This is a genomic window from Paraburkholderia agricolaris (assembly GCF_009455635.1).
GTDB classification, from domain to species: domain Bacteria; phylum Pseudomonadota; class Gammaproteobacteria; order Burkholderiales; family Burkholderiaceae; genus Paraburkholderia; species Paraburkholderia agricolaris.
Map to the genome: position 1 here is coordinate 273856 of NZ_QPER01000002.1, position 17752 is coordinate 291607.

A 17752-nucleotide genomic window follows, 5' to 3' on the forward strand; every position below is an offset into this window, starting at 1 on the left:
TATTGAATCAACTTTCTTTCAGCGGTCGAGTGCCCCAGAACAACACCGCCTCGATCGCGAAAAATACAACGAGTGGCGCAATCGCCCCTGCCGTCCCCGCGATCTCATACCCAAACCGGCTCGTCACATAAAGCAGCACGATCATGCTGATCGCCATGCCCGGAGCCCCAAGCCCGCGCAGCGCAGCGCTGTGGTGATAGCCGATCCAGAACGCGCCGCGCGAGACGATCCACAGCACGGTCGTTGCCACGACCGCGCGCATGGATGAGCCGTCGGGGCAGTAGGCGGCCAGGCCGAACAGCGCCGCCGCAAACACGATGATCTGCTCCACGGTGTTCTGCAGGTACCGTTGATTGATGCGTAACCTGCGTGTCTCGAAGCCCACCAGCGGATCGAACGCGGGCGAGGTCAATCGTTCGTGCGCCACGGCTTCAACACCTGTCACCAGACAGAACAACACTGCGGCACAGCAGCATTTCAGCGTCAGCAGCATCCGCGCGCCGAGGGTCTCCATGCCCGGCAGCGGCGACATAAAATGATCGACAGCGAGCCAGAGCCCAGAGGCAAACAGCGAGGCGATCGCGATGCCGGCAATGCCGACGGTACGCTGCCGGCGAAAGTCGGACGCGGGATGAACCGGGGCGGTCATGGATGTTTCCTCCAGGCGTTTTCGTGCAGCGATATTGTGTCATTGTCGTGGCCGATGATACGGCTGCAACCCAAGGAAACTAACGAATGCAGAAAGACGATCGCACCAGGATAATTTACGGCAGGACGCCGGAATCGGCGGCCATGGTGGCAAACGTCAAACGGGCAACGGCGCTCACCGCCAGACTTAACCGTTTGACGTTCAACGAGGCGGACGAAGTCCGGGCCTTGTTCAGTGAACTGATTGGTAAAAAGGTCGACGAGAGCTTTTTGCTGATCCCGCCGTTTTATACGGCCGGCGGAGACGAAATCCGCGTCGGCCGGAATGTCTTCATCAATCAGAACTGCACTTTCTATGACCTTGGCGGCCTCGACATTGCAGACGATGTGATGATCGGGCCGAACGTAAGCATCATCACGACGGGTCATCCCCTTGAACCCTCGCAGCGGCGCTCCGTCACCATCGGAGCGCCCATTGTGATCGGGAAAGGTGTGTGGATCGCGGCGGGTGCGACCATTATCGGTGGCGTAACGGTCGGCGAGAATTCGGTCGTCGCGGCCGGGTCGGTCGTCACCAAAGACGTTCCCCCGAATACGCTTGTTGGGGGCAATCCGGCGCGGGTCATTCGTTCGATTGCTGGCTAAGGGGGCGTCTGTTGAGGCGCACTATGCGAAACGACCGGTTAATTTGGCTCACATACTCGCGAGAATTTCTGGCTTGGTGAACGCTTTAACACGGGACTATGCTTGGGGTAGGGCGCGCTCGCGCTGTGTAGCGTTGGTCCAACCTGACTTCAGGGAGACGGCATGATCCAACCGGTCGATGTTGGTGCGGTCGCGGGTGGCACGCTCCAAGGCTATTCAAATCAGATTCTGACGAGCGTGAACGACCACGACGTTCATTTGAGCGTCATGGACGGCCCATATTTCTGGCACCTGCATCCCGATTCGGACGAAACATTTCTGGTTATCGAAGGCGTGCTCACTATCGACTTCGACGATGGGTCGGTCGGCCTGTTGTCCGGCCAGTTGCTTACTGTGCCTGCAGGTATGCGCCATCGCACGCGGCCGCACGGTGCACGCTCGGTTAATCTGACGGTCGAGAAGACCGATGCGACTACCGTCAGGTGCGAAGCCCCGCGGGGTTGGCCAGGATCGTCCTGAGTTGGGCCTCGGCTAGTAGCGACCGCTCAAAGCGGCTGCTCACGTAGCGCCTGGTCGGTCCTGCTCGGGGTGACGAAACCGCGAGCGAGGAATTTCAGCGATTGCCGCGATCTCGATCATCAGTTCATGCCGGTATAGACGTTCGATCTGGACGGTCGTTGTGACTGGATAGGGCGCGGCAAAAAACTCTTGCCGGATGTCTCCTGTGGTCATGAATGCCTCGATGTCCGTTGCATAGTGAACCAGCGAAATCACATCCGCCATTTGCCCGCCCATCGACGCCAGAACGTCACGAATATTCTCCAGAACCTTGCGCACCTGCGCCCGCATGTCGTTTTGCCCGACGACTTGCCCGTGGCGATCGAGTGACACCTGCCCCTTCAGGTGGACGATCTGGCCATCGCCCTGGATGACGGCCATTGAGAATGCGCCGAACGGCGACCAGACATTAGTCGGGTTCACTGCATTTACCATTGCCGAACTCCTATGGCTAGTTGTCCGTAGAAATTATGCCCCACCCAGGATGCGAGCGCCGATTGGCCGCGATGGCGGCAGTTTAGCGCTACTATATTCGCGGCCATGCCTTCAGCCGAATACATGCGAGACACCCTATGCATCCCGATCCCCGCCCTGCCATTCTGGCCGACTGTCAAGCTATCGAGGAAATCGTTCGAGATGCCTACTCGCCTTATATCCGTCGTATTGGACGGCCGCCGGGACCGATGCTGGATGACTATGAATTCCTGATCGACAAGGGCAGCGTCTATGTTGTCGATCAGGAGGGCACGATACAAGGCATTGTTGTGCTCATTCCGGAACAGGATGCGATGCTGCTGGACAACGTAGCCGTGGCACCTTCCGCCAAGGGGACAGGAATAGGGCGCCGCCTGCTGGAGTTTGCCGAGCGCTCAGCGAGAGCGGCAGGTTACCGTGTCATCCGGCTCTACACCCACGAGACCATGACGGAAAATATCGCGCTGTACTCTCGCATCGGCTATACCGAGACGCATCGGGCCGAGGAGAAAGGCTTGAAACGGGTCTTCATGGTTAAGCATCTAGACTGATCGCTGCTGATGTCTGCCGGCGTTCGGCGTGACCAGGCGTCCGGTTTGTGTTCGTGATCCGGCGAGCTTAACGTCAAGCCGGTGGCACCTGCTGGCATTCCGCCTGGAACCAGCGGTCGACCTGGCGCTGTGCCGCCTGCAGATCCCCCGGATAGTATGGGTCGTACCATCTTGACGGGTCATAGCCCGCTTGCCTTAAAGCCGCCAGTTCGCTGCGATTTCGCTCCGGGGTCGGAGGCGCATTGTTCCTGAGTGCGGCCAGGTCGTGGCATTGCAATGTACTCAAATGCGCCGTGCTTTGCGGCACGCCACCCGCCGCGCAGCCAGCGAGCAATATAAGCAACGGAGAAAGCCTCAGCCACTTTCGCGGTTGGTTCTTCATATTACGTCTCACTCCATTCAAGCGACACAAAACAACAGCGGCAAACGGTCAGAAGCGGTCTGCTGAACCAGCGAACCCTAGGTCACTCAACGAGCCCAGGTTTGCTCCGGAGCAGACGTCGAGCGTCTAGGCGAGCAACTGCAAAGCATCCGCGAGCGACAGCACCGTGGTGCGCGAATCGAATGCGGTGGAAAACAGATGTTCATGCACCACCTGATCCGGGTCGTAGCAGCAATCCTTGACCGTGTACAGGCGGAAGTCTGCGTCGCTCGCATAAGCCACCGACGACAGCATGACGCCGGTCGACGCAATCCCAACCATGATCAACGAATCGATACCTTGTGCGGAAAGCCGTACCTGCAGGTCGGTGCCGAAGAACACACTGGCGCGATGCGCGATGATGACCGGTTCATGGGCCTGCCGACCCAACTCCGGCGAGATCAGGTCGTCGACGAAGAGGCCGAGTTGCCTGATTCCCTGCCCATTCTTGTTCAATGGGCTGACTTCCGGATAGCCCGGGCTGAACCGGAGGTTGGCGAAATAGACGCTGACACCTTTGGCCCGCGCGGCGTCGCATAGTTTGCGCGTATTGGCGAGCAACGCGGGTGCGACCGATGGAAAGAGCCCGAGAATGTCGGTCTGATAATGCATGACGATAAGCGCGGTGTGCGCCGGCGTGATTGCCGTTGGCAACGCTGCCTCCATTTAACCGTCTCCTTTCTTCGACACGCGATTCATATTCTCAACCAGAGAGCGCTGAGCGTAGCGAAGCATCTATGGTCAAAACGACGCTTCGCTGCCGTGGAAATAATACTTCATGTCGTCACGCCGGTGAGCCGACCAGAAACAAGCGCGCGGGATGCTCCCATTCTGTTAGGGAGCAATGCGGACCATTGACGGCATCGGGATCGCTATTCAGCGGATTTCGAGGAGTCTACTCAATCACTGCCCGGCGGACTTTATGCAAAGCATCGCCGGAGAAGCATTTTGTTTTGCTGCAAGGCGAGATTGCAGCCGCGATGCAGCAGTGCGAACTTACGAACCGGTACACGCCTGAGCTGTGACGCGGGACCGGCCATATGCGTGCATCAACATGAAGCTGATCAAAAAGCTGAAGCCGCCAACAAGAAGCAAGCCGATTTCTCCAAGCGTCGGAAGCAGATTGGTCAGGAAGCCCGTAACGACCCATGCGACTGCCATCACTGATCCGGCAACGCCGAGCGCCCACCCCTGGCGCTCTTCACTCACCGCATCGGAAAAGGCGGTGTACATCGTGGTGTAGGCAACCATGTCGAAACAGCCGACCAGCATCGCGAGACACCACAACGCAATTTCGTGCGGAAACAGCGCGGAGAGTATCTGGCACACGCCGGCAACCAGTAGCCCAGTCTTCGCAATGTCCATCACACTCCAGATGCGGAGCATGAACCGCACGACGAACAGCAGGCCGAAGGCAAAGCAGAGACCGATCAAGCCGCTGAATAGTCCAAGTTGCGCGCTCGTATAGTGGAGTCTCGTCTCCAGCAGAAGCATGATCGTTTGCAGATAAAGCCCATAACCGACCTGCATCAGAAAGAAGACGACTGACAGGAAGGCGACTTCCTTGTGCGTTGCGGCCTGATAGATGATGCGCAGCGGTAGCATAAGGTCGACGCGGGAATTTCCCGATGCCGGAATTGTGTTCCGGTAGGAATACGCAGTCCAGATTGCGCAGATTGCCGATAGGCTGCCCACGAGTAGAAACGGTGTGCCGTAGTTGAAGGCTGGCGCAATCGTCCGGTCCGACGTAACGCCGCCGATTACAGGGCCGACAATCACGCCGGCGCTGAACGCAAGCGACATGATGCTCATGTTGTAAGCCTTGTTTTCGGGTGTACTCATGTCCGTGATCGCGGCCTGTGCGATGCCCTGACAGCCGGCCATCAGGCCACTCAAGCCACGTCCGATCAACAATAGCCACAGGCTCGGCCAAAGCGCGCCGAACGCCATCAGGAAATAACTTACGGACAGGCCTGAAGCGCACAAAAGCAGAATTTTCCGGCGACCGTATCCATCCGAAAGCTCGCCCATCAGCGATGAACCAAAGAACATGCAGAACGGATAGATGCCGTAGCCAAGTCCGAGGTAGAAGGTACGGAGCTGAGGACTGGTATTGGCAGCCAGAATCCCGGCCTGCGGATCGTTGAATATCGCTGACATCATTGGATAAACCAGACCGAATCCCATTGCGTCGATAGCGATAGCGAGCAGGCAAGGGCCGAGAAGTTTGAGGTTGAGTTTGGACATGGGTGCTTTGCAGGCGAAGACGTAGTGCTCGTTACAGTAGCGTCCTGCAATGGCCTCGCGGTAGGCGGCTTGCGCCGATAACATCTATTGGCGAAACTGATACGATACGGCGCATGGATCTCTTGGCGGCGATGCGAATCTATGTGCGGGTGGTTGAGCGCGGCAACATGTCGAGGGCCGCGCGCGACCTCGGAATAGGCCAGCCTGCGGTCAGCGAGCGTATTGAGCGGCTTGAGCAACATCTCGGGGTAAAACTGCTGCGCCGTAGTACGCGCGTCGTATCGTGTACGGACGAGGGCAATCTCTTTTATGAACGCAGCAAGCAGGTAATCGACGCGGCGGATGATGCCTGCGCCGCCGTCTCGCAAGACGATCGCACCCTGCGAGGCCTGTTACGTATTGCTGCGCCTCAGGGTCTCGGCGAAGTCGTTCTGCCGCGTATCCTGCTGGGTATCCGTGAGCAGCATCCGCAGCTCAATATTGATCTGATATTGAACGACCATATCGTCGATCCCATTACTGAGGGGGTTGATATCTCGTTGCGCCTGGGAGAGTTGAGTGCAGGCAACTTTATCGCCCGTCCGCTAGGTCATGTTCGGCGCGTGCTGGTTGCCGCGCCCAGCTATCTGGAACGGTACGGTGTGCCGGATCACCCGAACGATCTGGTCGCGCATTCGTTTATCCGCGTGATGAATCTGTTCGGCGACGGCATGCTAAGGCTGCTTGATGAACGCGAGTCGTTGGTAGCGGCACCGGTCACGGCCACAATCAGCCTGAGCCATTGGCGGCCGGTGTATGAGTTGCTCATTGCGGGTGGGGGCATTGGCGTGCTCCAGGAGCCCATGTGTGCCCAGGCCATGGAACGCGGTGATTTGATTCGGCTGCTGCCTCAGTACACCGTGCCGGGCTTCGACCTGAATGCGTTGCTTGCGCGCCCCATTCCTTCCAGGGTGCGTGCGATCATGACGATACTGGAAAAGGCCTTGCCTGCAGTGCTCGGTAAGCTTGATCTCAACGACACTACGGTAAATCGGTAGGCGATCTTCATCCGTGAGTTGAAGACGTTAGTGGAGGTTGGGCGTTTCAGGTCGCAAGCTGCCAGCTTGCGACCGATAAGCAGACCTCGCTTCACGCACCGCGAACCAGGGCATCGACAAAGGTCGCCGCAGATTCTTTAAGCTGCTCACGGTTATATCCAGCGCGTTCCATCACAGCGAGTCCTCTCGTGAAGGTTACAACCACACGAGCAAGTCGATTTGCATCGATCACTGTCAATCTGCTGGGGGCGCAACGGATTGCTTCGCCTATCAGCTGCTCAAGTCGGCTAAGCATACTTTGCACGCGCTGGCGCACCGCTTTACTCGAAATAGTCGCGTCGAGCGCGGTGCGTGTTGACAGGCAACCCCGCGCCGGCGATCCGCGCGTCATATTTGCAATGATTACGTCGAATAAATTCTGCAGCCTGGCCGCTGTGTCGCCTTGTGCCAACGCGTTGCCGGCCGTTTCCAGGAATTGCCCGGCGTACTGGTCGAAGGCTCGCAGAAAAATTGCTTCCTTGTTGCCGTAGGCGTTGTAAAGACTGCCGCGCTGAACGCCTGTCGCCGTGGCAAGGTCCTGCATGGTCGCGTCGTGGAGACCTTTCCGCCAGAACACATCCAATGCGATGGCGATCACCTCTTCCTCGTCAAACTGGCGTGCGCCTACCATTCGATTTGCTCCTTATGTCTATTCTTGACACTATTGTCAAGATTGACGATAGTGTCAAGGAAGGGGTGCATAGCGTCGATTGGAGGAGTGCGGAATCTATCCGCGACGACCGAATGGACGCGTGTCGCGCACAGGGCAGGATCTCTAACGTCTTCACAACGAAGGGAGCGTTTCAATGATCACCGTCATCACATCGTTTCAGTTGCCAAAGCCGATTACACGGGAAGAGGCACGAAGCCTTTTTCTGAGCACTGCGCCGAAGTATCGGGGCGTAACCGGTCTGCTCCGTAAGTGCTATATCTTGTCGGAAGACGGGAGCGCTGGTGGCGGAATCTACCTCTGGAACTCCCGTGCTGAAGCTGAGGCCATGTACACCGAGAATTGGAGGACTTTGGCGCGGGAGAAATATGGTGCCGATCCTTCGGTCACGTACTTTGAAAGCCCCGTCGTGGTTGACAACGTCACGCACGAAATTCTCTCGGATGAGTAGCCTGGATCTTTAAGGTCTGCTGCTCGCAGCAACAACACGGAACCCCGGCGAGGAGCGGTCCTTGAACCCTGGCAGCCGAAAGTCGTCATTCAGCGTATATCATCAAGGCTCCGTACGAACCTGAACACGCAGGAGAGCGTCTTGCAGGAAAATCGTCTTTGCCTATATACCGATACTCAGTTTGCAAGTCCCTACGCCATGTCGGTTTTCGTTGCGCTTGCCGAAAAGCGATTGCCGTTTGATCTATTTACAGTAGATCTCGGCACTGATGCCAATCATGAGGCGGGTTATGCAGCCCAATCCCTGACGCAGCGCGTTCCCACGTTGGTGCATGGCGACTTTAGCTTGTCGGAGTCGTCGGCAATCACTGAATACCTCGACGATGCATTTCCGGAAACACCCGTCTATCCACAAGATAAATTTCTTCGGGCCAGGGCACGCCAGGTGCAAGCGTGGCTTCGCAGTGACCTGATGCCCATCCGGCAGGAGCGTTCGACGGAGGTTGTGTTCTATGGGGCACAGGGTGCAGCGCTTACTCCTGCAGCCGAGGCTGCGGCACGGAAGCTGTTTTATGCGGCTGAAATCTTGCTTCCCCGAGGTGCGGAGAATCTCTTCGGGGCGTGGAGCATCGCGGATACCGATCTGGCGTTAATGCTGAATCGCCTCATCATGAATGGCGATGCGGTGCCTGCCAGGTTAGTTGATTACGCTAAGCGTCAATGGGAAAGAGCGTCCGTGCAACGATGGGTTAAGTTGGATCGTCCTCCCCTTTGAACGGGCGAAAGATGTAGCGGCGAGCCACGATCTTGCGAACGGCAAGCACAAGCCGAACGGTTGGCTTGTACCTTGTTGACGGCCTTGCTCGCATACTGGAAGCGACGTGAATGAGTATTCTCGCGACTATTGCAATGGCTGCAGCCATGCAATCTGGAATCCCGCTCCACGTGGTACGGGCGGACATTGACGCGCCGGGTCCTGCAGGACCGTTGCGAGGCACGCTGCTATCGCCTGCCGCTCATGACGTCCCGGTGGTCCTGATCGTACCGGGTTCGGGCCCAACGGACCGGGATGGCAATGGCCCATATACTCATGCATCGACATACAGGCTGATTGCTGAGGGGCTGCTCAGTCGTGGTATCGCATCGGTTCGAATCGACAAGCGAGGCATGTTCGGCAGCGCGTCGGCAATACCCGACGCAGATAACGTCACACTCGACGACTACGCGACCGACGTGCACTCGTGGGTGACGGCCATCAGGCAGCGGACGGGCACCCCCTGCGTATGGGTGTTGGGGCACAGCGAGGGCGGATTGGTATCGCTGGTTGCCGCGCAGCATACGGCCGATATTTGCGGTCTGATCCTGGTCTCCACGGCCGGACGTCCACTCGGACAGGTACTGAGGGAGCAATTGCAATCAAACCTCGCAAACAGCCCTCTGCTGAATAACGCAATGTCGGTGCTCAACGATCTCGAAGCGGGGCAGCCGGTGGACGCGACAAAGATCGATCCTGGCCTGATGCCATTGTTCAGACCGCAAGTGCAGCGCTTTCTCATGAGCGAATTGGCGGCTTCCCCAACTACTCTTCTGGCAGGTTACAAAAAGCCGGTGCTCATCGTGCAGGGGTTGCAAGACCTTCAGGTCAGTCAGCAGGATGCGCAATTGCTAAAGCATGCGAATCCGCAAGCCAAACTCGTGCTTGTCGCCAATGCCAATCACGTTCTCAAAGCGGTGCGAACGCGGGACCGGGCAGGGAATCTTGCCACTTACTCGGACCCAGATCTCCCGCTGGCCGACCATGTTGTCGAAGCGATTGCGACGTTCGTGAAGAAGCCGGATGCGGAGCACCGTTAGGTTCGATTACCTCGCCCGATAGCGTGACATTAAGTACAGGGCGACAAAAATAGACGATCGGTTTCAAAGCATGGCGTTTATTCATAACGCGTTGGACCGGCTCGTCGTAGTTGAGAAGCGGCAGGCTGGAGCCGAAGTCTGGCTGACCCGTCGCAGGCACGGTGGCCAACCGCCGTATCGGCATGGCCGCCAGGCTCAGGACGACGAGTATTACCTCAGCCGATCCTCAACATAATGAAATCCGATTGTTGTTGATCTCGATTTTTCTCGTTTCTAAGATGGCCCAACTGTAGAAAACCGGTAACGCGGAGACACTGAATATGGATGCGCATGCGAAGCCCGAACGGGCGATCAAAACGGTAGAGGACGCAATTGCCCTGGTAGAGGCAAGCCGCCTGACGCATATCAAAGTCGGTGTGTCCGATGTCGACGGCATTCTGCGCGGAAAATATTTACGCAAGGATAAATTCCTTGGTGCATTGCGCGCCGGGTTCGCTTTCTGCAACGTCGTATTGGGTTGGGATTCTAACGACCAGATGTACGACAATACGAAGTACACCGGCTGGCATACCGCCTACCCGGATGCCATGGTGCGCATCGTGCCGGAGAGCTGCCGCCGTTTGCCGCTTGAGCAGAGCGACGGCGAGGACATGCTGTTCTTCCTTGCCGAGTTCGTTGAGGATGCCGCAGCAATTTGTCCGCGTGGTTTGTTGCAACGCGTACTGAAGCGCGCCGACGAGATGGGATTCGAGGCCCTGGCCGCGCTTGAATATGAGTTCTTCATGTTCGACGAAACGCCGCATTCGGTGCGCGAGAAGAATTATCGCGACCTGAAAAACTGGACACCCGGCAACTTCGGTTATTCGGTGCTGCGCAGTACGGTCGAAGGGGATTTCTACCGGCAGTTGCTCGATATGTGCGAGCAGATGGACATGCCGATCGAAGGCCTGCATACCGAAACCGGTCCGGGTGTGCTGGAGGCTGCGCTTGCGGTCGATGGCGCGGCCGAGATGGCGGACAAGGCCATGCTGTTCAAAACCTTCACCAAGGCGCTGGCCCAGAAGAACAATCTGATGGCGACCTTCATGGCGAAATGGTCGCACGACCACCCGGGACAAAGCGGTCATATCCATGTGTCCCTGCGTGAGGCGCGTACCGGAAAATCGGTGTTCTACGACGACAGCCGTCCCTACAATATGAGCGCGAGGCAAGCCAGTTTCATGGCAGGGGTGCAACGCTACCTGCCCGAATTCATGTCGATGTTCGCGCAGACCGTCAACAGCTATTCCCGTCTGGTGCCCGGCTACTGGGCCCCGCTCGATGCAACATGGGGCGTCGAGAATCGAACCACGGCCTTGCGCCTGATCCCGGGTTCCGCAAAGTCCCAGCGCGTGGAAGTTCGCATCGGGTCGGCCGACGCGAATCCCTACATTGCATTAGCGGCTGCCCTGGGCGCCGGTTTGCACGGTATCGAACAGGGCCTCGAACCGGGCCCGATCGTTCAGGGGAACGCCTATACGCAGGAGTTTCCGGCCCACCTGAAATTGCCATGCACCTTGTGGGAAGCCGCTCAGCGACTCCGCGATTCCGAAGCAGCGAAGACCCTGTTTGGCGAACCGTTTGTCGAGCACTTTGTGGCGACGCGTGAATGGGAAGAACGGCAGTTCCGTCGGCATGTGACCGATTGGGAATTGGCCCGGTATTTCGAAATTATCTGAGTCCAAGAGTCCAAGCCCACCATGATGAAACAAGAACTGATTACGATTAGCCCGATCGACGGCAGCGAGTTCGTGCGCCGGCCTTATGCGAGCGATTCACATATCGAGCAGACGCTGCGCCGTGCGCATACCGCCCAGAAAGCATGGGCCGCAAAACCGCTGTCGGAGCGCGTGGCGTTGGTTGGCCGTGCCGTCGAACACTTTGTCGAAAACAAGGCCAATATCGCCGAGGCGATTACGCGCCAGATGGGGCGCCCGCTGCGCTACACCGGCGGCGAGGTGGACGGTTTTGCGGCACGCGCGCGCCATATGATGGCGATTGCTGAAGACTCGTTGAAGCCCGTGCAAGTGGCGCCGCAAGACGGCTTTACCCGCTTTATTTCGCGTGAACCGGTCGGCGTGGTGTTGACCATCGCGCCGTGGAATTACCCGTTGCTGACCGCCGTCAATAGCATCGTGCCGGCGCTGTTGGCAGGTAATACGGTCATTCTCAAGCATTCCGATCAGACGCCGCTATGCGCCGAACTCATCCATCAGGCATTTGTTCAGGCCGACTTGCCTGAGGGCGTGTTTCAGTACCTGCATGTGGATCACGAGCGCGTGCGTCGACTGATTCAGGCAAAGGAAATCGGTTTTGTCTGCTTTACCGGTTCGGTGGGGGGAGGCCGTATCGTCGAGGAAGCCGCCGCAGGCCGTTTTATCGGGGTTGGACTGGAGTTGGGTGGTAATGATCCGGCCTACGTGCGAGGCGACGCCAATCTCGACCATGCCGTGGAAACGCTGGTGGACGGCGCATTTTTCAACTCGGGCCAGTCGTGCTGCGGTATCCAGCGGATTTATGTGGCTCAGCCTCTGTACAAGGACTTTGTCGAACGTGCGGTGGCGCTGACCAACCAGTACGTACTCGGCAATCCGCTCGATGCACAAACCACCTTGGGGCCGGTCGTGCGTACCGCGGCAGCCGACGGCGTGCGCGCCGTGATTGCCGATGCACTCGCCAAGGGCGCGAAGAATCTGATCGACGAAAGCCAGTTTGCGCTGTCGCGCGTTGGCACGCCTTATGTTGCACCGGGCATCTTCGTGAATGTCGACCACGGCATGACGCTGATGAACGACGAATGCTTCGGGCCGACGGTCGGCATCATGCCCGTGTCCGGCGATGAACAGGCAATCGAGCTCATGAACGACAGCCCCTACGGTCTGACGGCCAGCGTGTTCACAAGCGACGAGGACGCGGCGCTATCGATCGGCCGGCGTGTCGAAACCGGCACGTTCTTCATGAACCGCTGCGATTATCTCGACCCCGCGCTGGCCTGGACCGGCGTGAAGAATACCGGACGTGGTGCGACCCTGTCGGCAATTGGTTACGAGCATCTGACGCGACCCAAGTCTTTTCATCTGAAAACCCGTCTTTGAACGGGACTCTCGAAGGAACTCGCATGTCACTCCCCACCGCAAACTGGAATTATCCGACCGCCGTCAAAGTCGGTGCAGGCCGCATTGGCGAATTGGCTCAATGGTGCAAAAGTCTGGGCATGCGTCGGCCGCTATTGATTACCGACCCGGGTCTGGCCGCGTTGCCGTTGATCGGCAGCGCTGTGGATCAGTGCAGGTCCGCGGGCCTGGAGTGCGGACTGTTTCACGATATCAAGGGCAACCCGACCGGCAAGAATGTCGACGACGGCGTGGCGATATTCAAGGCCGGCGACCATGACGGCGTGATCGCCTTCGGTGGCGGCTCGGCTCTCGATGCGGCCAAAGCCGTCGCGCTGATGGTCGGGCAGGATCGTCCGTTGTGGGACTTCGAAGATGTCGGCGACAACTATCTGCGTGTCAATGTGGCCGGCATGGCGCCCGTCGTCGCTGTGCCGACCACGGCGGGAACCGGTTCGGAAGTCGGACGCGCATCGGTGATCACCGACGACGAATCCCACGTGAAGCGGATCATCTTTCACGCGAAGATGCTGCCCGCGGTGGTCATCCTCGATCCTGAGCTGACGGTGGGCTTGCCGGCAAAACTGACGGCGGCGACCGGCATGGACGCTCTGTCGCATAACCTTGAAGCCTATTGTTCGCCGTTTTATCACCCAATGGCGACCGGCATCGCAGTCGAGGGGATTCGCCTGATCAAGCAGTTTCTGCCGCGCGCCGTCAAGGACGGCCACGATCTCGACGCGCGCCTGCAAATGCTGGTGGCATCGAGCATGGGCGCTACGGCATTTCAGCGTGGTCTCGGTGCAATGCATGCCTTGGCCCATCCGTTGGGCGCGCTGTACGACGCCCATCACGGCATGCTCAACGCGATTCTGATGCCGTATGTGCTCAAGGCGAACGAATCGGCCATCAAGGACCGGATCGAATTGCTGGCGCGCTATCTGGAACTGGCGCAGCCGTCGTTCGCATCGTTCCTCGAATGGGTTCTGACGATGCGCGAGTCGCTGGGTATTCCTCATACGCTGCAGGACATCGGCATCGATGCGCGCGACGCGGTGAAGATCGGTGAAATGGCCGTGGCCGATGGATCCGCCGGCACCAATCCGATACCGTTCAACGCCGCCGAGTACAACCGCATTTTCACGACCGCGGTAGAAGGCCTGCTGTAACGCCAGGGCGTCAGTCAGAGTGATCGAGGGAATGTTGTGGCAAGAATCGGGATCGCTGGTTTTCTGCATGAGACCAATACGTTCGCCGCCAGCCGGGCGAGTTTCGCTACGTTCGTCGAAGCGGATGCGTGGCCGGGCTTGCTGGTTGGCGAGGAAATTTTCGGTGCGGTCTCGGGCGTCAATCTGGCGATCGACGGTTTTATCCAGGCTGCGCGGCCAGCACACCAGTTAGTCCCGTTGCTGTGGGCGTCGGCTAACCCGAGCGGTCCGGTCACGCAGGACGCGTTCGAAGCGATTGCTTTCATGCTCAACCGGATGATTCGCGATGCCGGTCCGCTCGACGCGCTGTTCCTCGATCTACACGGCGCGATGGTGAGCGAGCATCTGGAGGACGGCGAGGGAGAGTTGCTCCGGCGCTTGCGGCACAGAGTCGGCGCCACGATGCCGATCGTGGCGGCGCTCGATTTTCACGCCAACATCACGCCGGCCATGATCGACCATGCGAGTGGGCTGCTGGCGTATCGCAGCTATCCGCATGTCGACATGATGCAGACCGGGCGGCGCGCTCAGGTGCTGCTGGATAAGTTGCTCGCCGGCGCGACGATGTGCAAGGGCTATCGCCAGCTTCCCTTTCTGATTCCCATGCCGTGGCAGAGCACCTTGACCGAGCCGATGCGCGGCTTGATGGCGCTTGGTGAGTCTCTCGCATCGGAACAGGTTTTTGCCGCCGAATTTGTGCCGGGTTTTCCGCTTGCCGATATTCATCACAGTGGCCCCAGCGTGATTGCCTACGGCGCTGATCCGATCGCGGTCGACGCAGCGGTCGACGCTTTGACGCAAGCGGTTCTGGCCCGACAGTCTGATTTCGGCGGACGCCTTCACGCACCGGCCGATGCCGTCGCGCACGCGCTCGAGCGAGCGCTGCGGCCGGGCGGCGGCAGGGTCATCCTGGCCGATACGCAGGACAATCCAGGCGGTGGCGGCGGCGGTGACACAACCGACCTCCTGCACGAGTTGCTACGGCAAAAAGCGCAACGCGTATGCGCCGGTGTGCTGTGTGATGCGGAATTTGTCGAAGCGGCAGCGCGCGCGGGCGTCGGCGCCGTTATTCATATACCGCTGGGTGGCGTTAGCGGCATGGGGGCCGGCCCGCTGCACGTGCCATTCGAAGTGCTTGGGCTCGGAACTGGCCGTTTCACCGGCACGGGACCGTTTTATCTCGGCTGCCAGATGGATATCGGGCCCATGGCCCGCGTGCGGTGTGGCGGCCCACTCGGTGTGGAGATCGTCGTATCGAGCCGCAAGCAGCAGGCTGCCGATCAGGCGATGTTCCGGCACGTCGGCGCCAACCCGTCCGACTACCGCATCCTGGTACTCAAGAGCTCGGTGCATTTCCGGGCCGACTTTGCCGCGTTGGCGAGTGAAATTCTGGTGGTGGCGGCGCCCGGCATCAATGTGGCCGATCTGCACCAGTTGCGTTACGAAAAATTGCGACCCGGCGTCAAACTGCTTTGAAATCAGCCCAACACGATGGACGGCAGCAACCAGGGGGCATTCGCTTCGATGATGGGCAGGAAGCGATTCCTCAGCAAGCGCACGCTGTCTTCGGCGAGTTGCTGTGGCAGCAAGCCGAGATCGTCCTGACGGGCGACCATGGTGAGTTCGCGAAAGAACTCCTCGCCGGGAATCGGGACCAGGCGAAACGCCTGAGAAAACTTGTTGTCCGGGGTCAGTCCGGATTGCAACAGGCACAACGGCGTCGTGATGGTCCAGCCGGCATTGGCCATCACTAGTTGCATGATCGCAAACGAATTGTCGAGTTGCAGGCGCAGAGGCGGTTGAACGCCCCATTTTTCCAACTGGGTTTCAATGCTCCGGCCGATCACGGTGGAATTGCTGTAGCGAATGAAATCATCTCTGACGAGCAGGCTGCGCAGAGAGGGAACGGGTCCTTTGAAGTCGCCGGGCAAAACCAGCACAAATGGTTCACGCAAGATGCGCTGGCGGTACAGCAAAGGGTTTTTCAACACCAGATCGTCGGAAACGATGATGTCCACCCGCCTGGACAGCAATGCTTCGGCATGCTGATGCGACTGGCCGGTCACCATCGACCAGTTCGTGGTGCGTTCCCGTATCGCGCTCAACAGTTCAGCGCCGATGCTGGTGGCCATGGAGTCGACCAGTGCAATGCGAATGTGTTTGAGCGGTTCGCCGGGAGGCTTGTGGAATTCCTGACTCAAGTGCCGGGCGTCATCCAGCAGCGTGCAGGCGCGGTTGTAAAACTGGCGGCCCGCGGGTGTCAGCAACGGAGGCCGTTGCGAGCGATCCAGCAGCTGGAGATTGAGTGCCTGTTCCAGGTTCGACAGCGTTTGAGAGACTGAGGATTGCGTGATGCTGAGCCGTTGACCTGCCGCCGTCATGCCGCCGGATTCGACGACAAGCACGAAGACTTCGAGCGCCTTCAGATCGAAATGAATGCCATTCTGCATAAGACCGCCTGATTGACCGCGACGGCAAGTGGCCGGGAGCGCGAGGGTGCGATATCTCGGAGTAGTGTACCCACTGTTGGCTTCGCTACAAAAAAGCGACATCAGAATCGGATAGACAAGCCTATGACTTTCCCGTCTGCTGCTTCAGAGCCTGACGCGGCTTATGACGTACCGTTTTCGGGCTCCACGGCGCCGGAGATTCCCAACGGTTTTAGCGTCAACACCCGGGTCCTATCTGCGAGCAATCTGGCTCAATGGTGTACGGCGCGATCTGGTGTCGACCCAGGGAGGGGCGCCAAGAACGGTGCAAAGCGTGGCGGCCGATTGGGGCTTCTGGCATTTGAGCCAGTTCGCGACGGATTATCGCAAGCTCTTTGGCAAGCGCCCTTCGGAGTCCTTGCGCGAAGCGCTGGTGATTCAGTAGTTCAACGCGTTTCACCGGCACGCCAGGCCATGAGCGCCGCCTTGATCGCACTGGCCGTCTGTATCGGTGTGAGTGTCGCGTTATCAAGAAGGAAATTCGTGAAGCGTCGGTCGGCATAACCTTCCTCGTACATTTCCACGATTCGCGTGCATTCCGCTTGAGACAGCGCTCGCGTGCCGCGATTCCTCAAACTTTCAGCCAACGGCGGAGACAGGGTCGCGACGAACACGCCGGCGCCGCGCCGGGCGGCAGCGGCGACAATGCGTGCATAATCTTCCGCGCGCAGCGGATAGGCGACCACAAGATCTGTATTGGCGTTGATGATCAACGCCTCGATGCGAGCGAGAGAGACGCTGATCCGGGTATCGAGATCGGCGTATTCGGGAGCGTCATGGTCGTCGCCTTCAACGAATTGCGCTTCTGGCAGCAACTCGCATAGACATCGTCCGACCGTCGATTTTCCGGAATTGATAGGGCCGTTGATACATACGATATCCAAGGCTAGCTCCTGTAACTATCGAACGGAATCGCTAAAGTTGTTGCCGTTTATCCGGCGCGCATTGACAGGCATTGACGTCCTGTGCCGGATTATCTTCTACTACGAAATCTTGCTGGAAGCCTACCTGTCATGACGATTTCTCGTAGTCATGCAGCAACACCGAATGGAGAATCCAGATGAACTTCGATTGGCATTCCGGGCATATAACGCGGACTACACTGGTCGACAAGACCTACAGAAATACCCAGAATGTACGTCGTTTTCTGACGCTCGAGTGTGGGCCCGAATTCAAATTCGACCGTGATTTCATGGCATGGATTCGCAACGGGACGCACAAAACCATGGGGGACGTCGCCGATGAATGGTCCCGTCGGCGCTGAAAGCGCGAGGATAGGCTCGGGTATTATCGGGACTCCGACTGCCGC

General features: G+C 58.6%; 20 protein-coding genes and 1 pseudogene. 13 read left to right on the forward strand and 8 right to left on the reverse strand.

Annotated features, from left to right (window positions below; translation table 11 throughout):
- Positions 1-7 precede the first annotated feature (7 nt).
- Positions 8-649, reverse strand: coding sequence for an MAPEG family protein (locus GH665_RS22650; RefSeq protein ID WP_153139086.1), 642 nt, complete (start codon positions 647-649; stop codon positions 8-10).
- 86 nt (positions 650-735) lie between these two features.
- Between GH665_RS22650 and GH665_RS22655 the strand changes: the two genes are divergently transcribed.
- Together GH665_RS22655 and GH665_RS22660 are read left to right on the forward strand one after the other, a co-directional pair.
- Positions 736-1293: a sugar O-acetyltransferase gene (locus tag GH665_RS22655; protein WP_153139088.1), complete on the forward strand. Its 558-nt coding sequence runs from the start codon at positions 736-738 to the stop codon at positions 1291-1293.
- A 162-nt stretch (positions 1294-1455) separates the two neighbouring features.
- Positions 1456-1812: a cupin domain-containing protein gene (locus tag GH665_RS22660; protein ID WP_153139090.1), complete on the forward strand. Its 357-nt coding sequence runs from the start codon at positions 1456-1458 to the stop codon at positions 1810-1812.
- Between the two features lie 39 nt (positions 1813-1851).
- Here GH665_RS22660 and GH665_RS22665 read toward each other — a convergent pair whose 3' ends face one another.
- On the reverse strand, positions 1852-2286 hold the full coding sequence (locus tag GH665_RS22665) for a RidA family protein (RefSeq protein ID WP_153139092.1): 435 nt from the start codon (positions 2284-2286) through the stop codon (positions 1852-1854).
- Positions 2287-2423: 137 nt separating this feature from the next.
- Here GH665_RS22665 and GH665_RS22670 point away from each other — a divergent pair, with 137 nt between their 5' ends.
- Positions 2424-2876, forward strand: coding sequence for a GNAT family N-acetyltransferase (locus GH665_RS22670; RefSeq protein ID WP_153139094.1), 453 nt, complete (start codon positions 2424-2426; stop codon positions 2874-2876).
- A 73-nt stretch (positions 2877-2949) separates the two neighbouring features.
- Here GH665_RS22670 and GH665_RS22675 read toward each other — a convergent pair whose 3' ends face one another.
- The 3 genes from GH665_RS22675 to GH665_RS22685 all read right to left on the reverse strand — a co-directional run bounded on the left by GH665_RS22675 (position 2950) and on the right by GH665_RS22685 (position 5544).
- Entirely contained in the window at positions 2950-3258 is a 309-nt protein-coding gene (locus tag GH665_RS22675) for a DUF4148 domain-containing protein (protein WP_153139096.1), read from the reverse strand.
- Positions 3259-3384: 126 nt separating this feature from the next.
- Positions 3385-3963, reverse strand: coding sequence for a cysteine hydrolase family protein (locus GH665_RS22680; RefSeq protein WP_153139098.1), 579 nt, complete (start codon positions 3961-3963; stop codon positions 3385-3387).
- A gap of 330 nt (positions 3964-4293) precedes the next feature.
- The gene (locus tag GH665_RS22685) at positions 4294-5544 is read right to left on the reverse strand and encodes an MFS transporter (protein ID WP_153139100.1); all 1251 of its coding nucleotides are present in this window, start codon (positions 5542-5544) and stop codon (positions 4294-4296) included.
- A gap of 113 nt (positions 5545-5657) precedes the next feature.
- Here GH665_RS22685 and GH665_RS22690 point away from each other — a divergent pair, with 113 nt between their 5' ends.
- A complete protein-coding gene (locus GH665_RS22690) occupies positions 5658-6581 on the forward strand; it encodes a LysR family transcriptional regulator (protein WP_153139102.1) in 924 nt (307 codons plus the stop codon).
- A 91-nt stretch (positions 6582-6672) separates the two neighbouring features.
- On the opposite strand, the gene GH665_RS22695 is transcribed toward GH665_RS22690, so the two are convergent.
- Positions 6673-7251, reverse strand: a complete 579-nt coding sequence (locus GH665_RS22695; RefSeq protein ID WP_153139104.1) for a TetR/AcrR family transcriptional regulator — start codon at positions 7249-7251, stop codon at positions 6673-6675.
- Positions 7252-7426: 175 nt separating this feature from the next.
- Here GH665_RS22695 and GH665_RS22700 point away from each other — a divergent pair, with 175 nt between their 5' ends.
- The 7 genes from GH665_RS22700 to GH665_RS22730 all read left to right on the forward strand — a co-directional run bounded on the left by GH665_RS22700 (position 7427) and on the right by GH665_RS22730 (position 15430).
- Entirely contained in the window at positions 7427-7741 is a 315-nt protein-coding gene (locus tag GH665_RS22700; protein ID WP_153139106.1) for a monooxygenase, read from the forward strand.
- A gap of 141 nt (positions 7742-7882) precedes the next feature.
- Positions 7883-8515, forward strand: a complete 633-nt coding sequence (yfcF, locus tag GH665_RS22705; protein WP_153139108.1) for a glutathione transferase — start codon at positions 7883-7885, stop codon at positions 8513-8515.
- Between the two features lie 146 nt (positions 8516-8661).
- Positions 8662-9594: an alpha/beta hydrolase gene (locus GH665_RS22710; protein WP_425496068.1), complete on the forward strand. Its 933-nt coding sequence runs from the start codon at positions 8662-8664 to the stop codon at positions 9592-9594.
- Positions 9595-9914: 320 nt separating this feature from the next.
- Positions 9915-11312: a glutamine synthetase family protein gene (locus GH665_RS22715; protein ID WP_153139110.1), complete on the forward strand. Its 1398-nt coding sequence runs from the start codon at positions 9915-9917 to the stop codon at positions 11310-11312.
- A gap of 24 nt (positions 11313-11336) precedes the next feature.
- Positions 11337-12728 (forward strand): aldehyde dehydrogenase family protein, encoded by a 1392-nt coding sequence (locus GH665_RS22720; protein WP_153142240.1) that lies wholly within the window; start codon positions 11337-11339, stop codon positions 12726-12728.
- A gap of 23 nt (positions 12729-12751) precedes the next feature.
- Positions 12752-13915 carry an iron-containing alcohol dehydrogenase gene (locus GH665_RS22725; RefSeq protein ID WP_153139112.1) on the forward strand — a complete coding sequence of 388 codons (1164 nt, stop codon included), beginning with the start codon at positions 12752-12754 and terminating at the stop codon, positions 13913-13915.
- Positions 13916-13951: 36 nt separating this feature from the next.
- The gene (locus tag GH665_RS22730; RefSeq protein ID WP_153139113.1) at positions 13952-15430 is read left to right on the forward strand and encodes a M81 family metallopeptidase; all 1479 of its coding nucleotides are present in this window, start codon (positions 13952-13954) and stop codon (positions 15428-15430) included.
- 2 nt (positions 15431-15432) lie between these two features.
- On the opposite strand, the gene GH665_RS22735 is transcribed toward GH665_RS22730, so the two are convergent.
- Complete coding sequence (locus tag GH665_RS22735; protein WP_167530993.1) at positions 15433-16404, reverse strand: LysR family transcriptional regulator; 972 nt, start codon at positions 16402-16404, stop codon at positions 15433-15435.
- A gap of 199 nt (positions 16405-16603) precedes the next feature.
- Here GH665_RS22735 and GH665_RS22740 point away from each other — a divergent pair.
- Positions 16604-16828, forward strand: a pseudogene (locus GH665_RS22740) (helix-turn-helix domain-containing protein); the annotation flags it as partial.
- 1 nt (position 16829) lies between these two features.
- Here the strand turns inward: GH665_RS22740 and GH665_RS22745 are convergent.
- Positions 16830-17258, reverse strand: a complete 429-nt coding sequence (locus GH665_RS22745) for a shikimate kinase (RefSeq protein ID WP_153139117.1) — start codon at positions 17256-17258, stop codon at positions 16830-16832.
- A 245-nt stretch (positions 17259-17503) separates the two neighbouring features.
- Here GH665_RS22745 and GH665_RS39145 point away from each other — a divergent pair, with 245 nt between their 5' ends.
- Complete coding sequence (locus GH665_RS39145) at positions 17504-17707, forward strand: DUF6434 domain-containing protein (protein WP_167530994.1); 204 nt, start codon at positions 17504-17506, stop codon at positions 17705-17707.
- Positions 17708-17752: the final 45 nt, after the last annotated feature.

Coding starts and splice junctions, on each gene's coding strand:
- GH665_RS22700 (WP_153139106.1), top strand. CDS start 7,427: ATGATCACCGTCATCACATCGTTTCAGTTGCCAAAGCCGATTACACGG.
- GH665_RS22660 (WP_153139090.1), top strand. CDS start 1,456: ATGATCCAACCGGTCGATGTTGGTGCGGTCGCGGGTGGCACGCTCCAA.
- GH665_RS22650 (WP_153139086.1), bottom strand. CDS start 649: ATGACCGCCCCGGTTCATCCCGCGTCCGACTTTCGCCGGCAGCGTACC.
- GH665_RS22675 (WP_153139096.1), bottom strand. CDS start 3,258: ATGAAGAACCAACCGCGAAAGTGGCTGAGGCTTTCTCCGTTGCTTATA.
- GH665_RS22725 (WP_153139112.1), top strand. CDS start 12,752: ATGTCACTCCCCACCGCAAACTGGAATTATCCGACCGCCGTCAAAGTC.
- GH665_RS22670 (WP_153139094.1), top strand. CDS start 2,424: ATGCATCCCGATCCCCGCCCTGCCATTCTGGCCGACTGTCAAGCTATC.
- GH665_RS22715 (WP_153139110.1), top strand. CDS start 9,915: ATGGATGCGCATGCGAAGCCCGAACGGGCGATCAAAACGGTAGAGGAC.
- GH665_RS22690 (WP_153139102.1), top strand. CDS start 5,658: ATGGATCTCTTGGCGGCGATGCGAATCTATGTGCGGGTGGTTGAGCGC.
- GH665_RS22685 (WP_153139100.1), bottom strand. CDS start 5,544: ATGTCCAAACTCAACCTCAAACTTCTCGGCCCTTGCCTGCTCGCTATC.
- GH665_RS22665 (WP_153139092.1), bottom strand. CDS start 2,286: ATGGTAAATGCAGTGAACCCGACTAATGTCTGGTCGCCGTTCGGCGCA.
- GH665_RS39145 (WP_167530994.1), top strand. CDS start 17,504: ATGAACTTCGATTGGCATTCCGGGCATATAACGCGGACTACACTGGTC.
- GH665_RS22655 (WP_153139088.1), top strand. CDS start 736: ATGCAGAAAGACGATCGCACCAGGATAATTTACGGCAGGACGCCGGAA.
- GH665_RS22710 (WP_425496068.1), top strand. CDS start 8,662: ATGCAATCTGGAATCCCGCTCCACGTGGTACGGGCGGACATTGACGCG.
- GH665_RS22680 (WP_153139098.1), bottom strand. CDS start 3,963: ATGGAGGCAGCGTTGCCAACGGCAATCACGCCGGCGCACACCGCGCTT.
- GH665_RS22735 (WP_167530993.1), bottom strand. CDS start 16,404: ATGCAGAATGGCATTCATTTCGATCTGAAGGCGCTCGAAGTCTTCGTG.
- GH665_RS22695 (WP_153139104.1), bottom strand. CDS start 7,251: ATGGTAGGCGCACGCCAGTTTGACGAGGAAGAGGTGATCGCCATCGCA.
- GH665_RS22720 (WP_153142240.1), top strand. CDS start 11,337: ATGAAACAAGAACTGATTACGATTAGCCCGATCGACGGCAGCGAGTTC.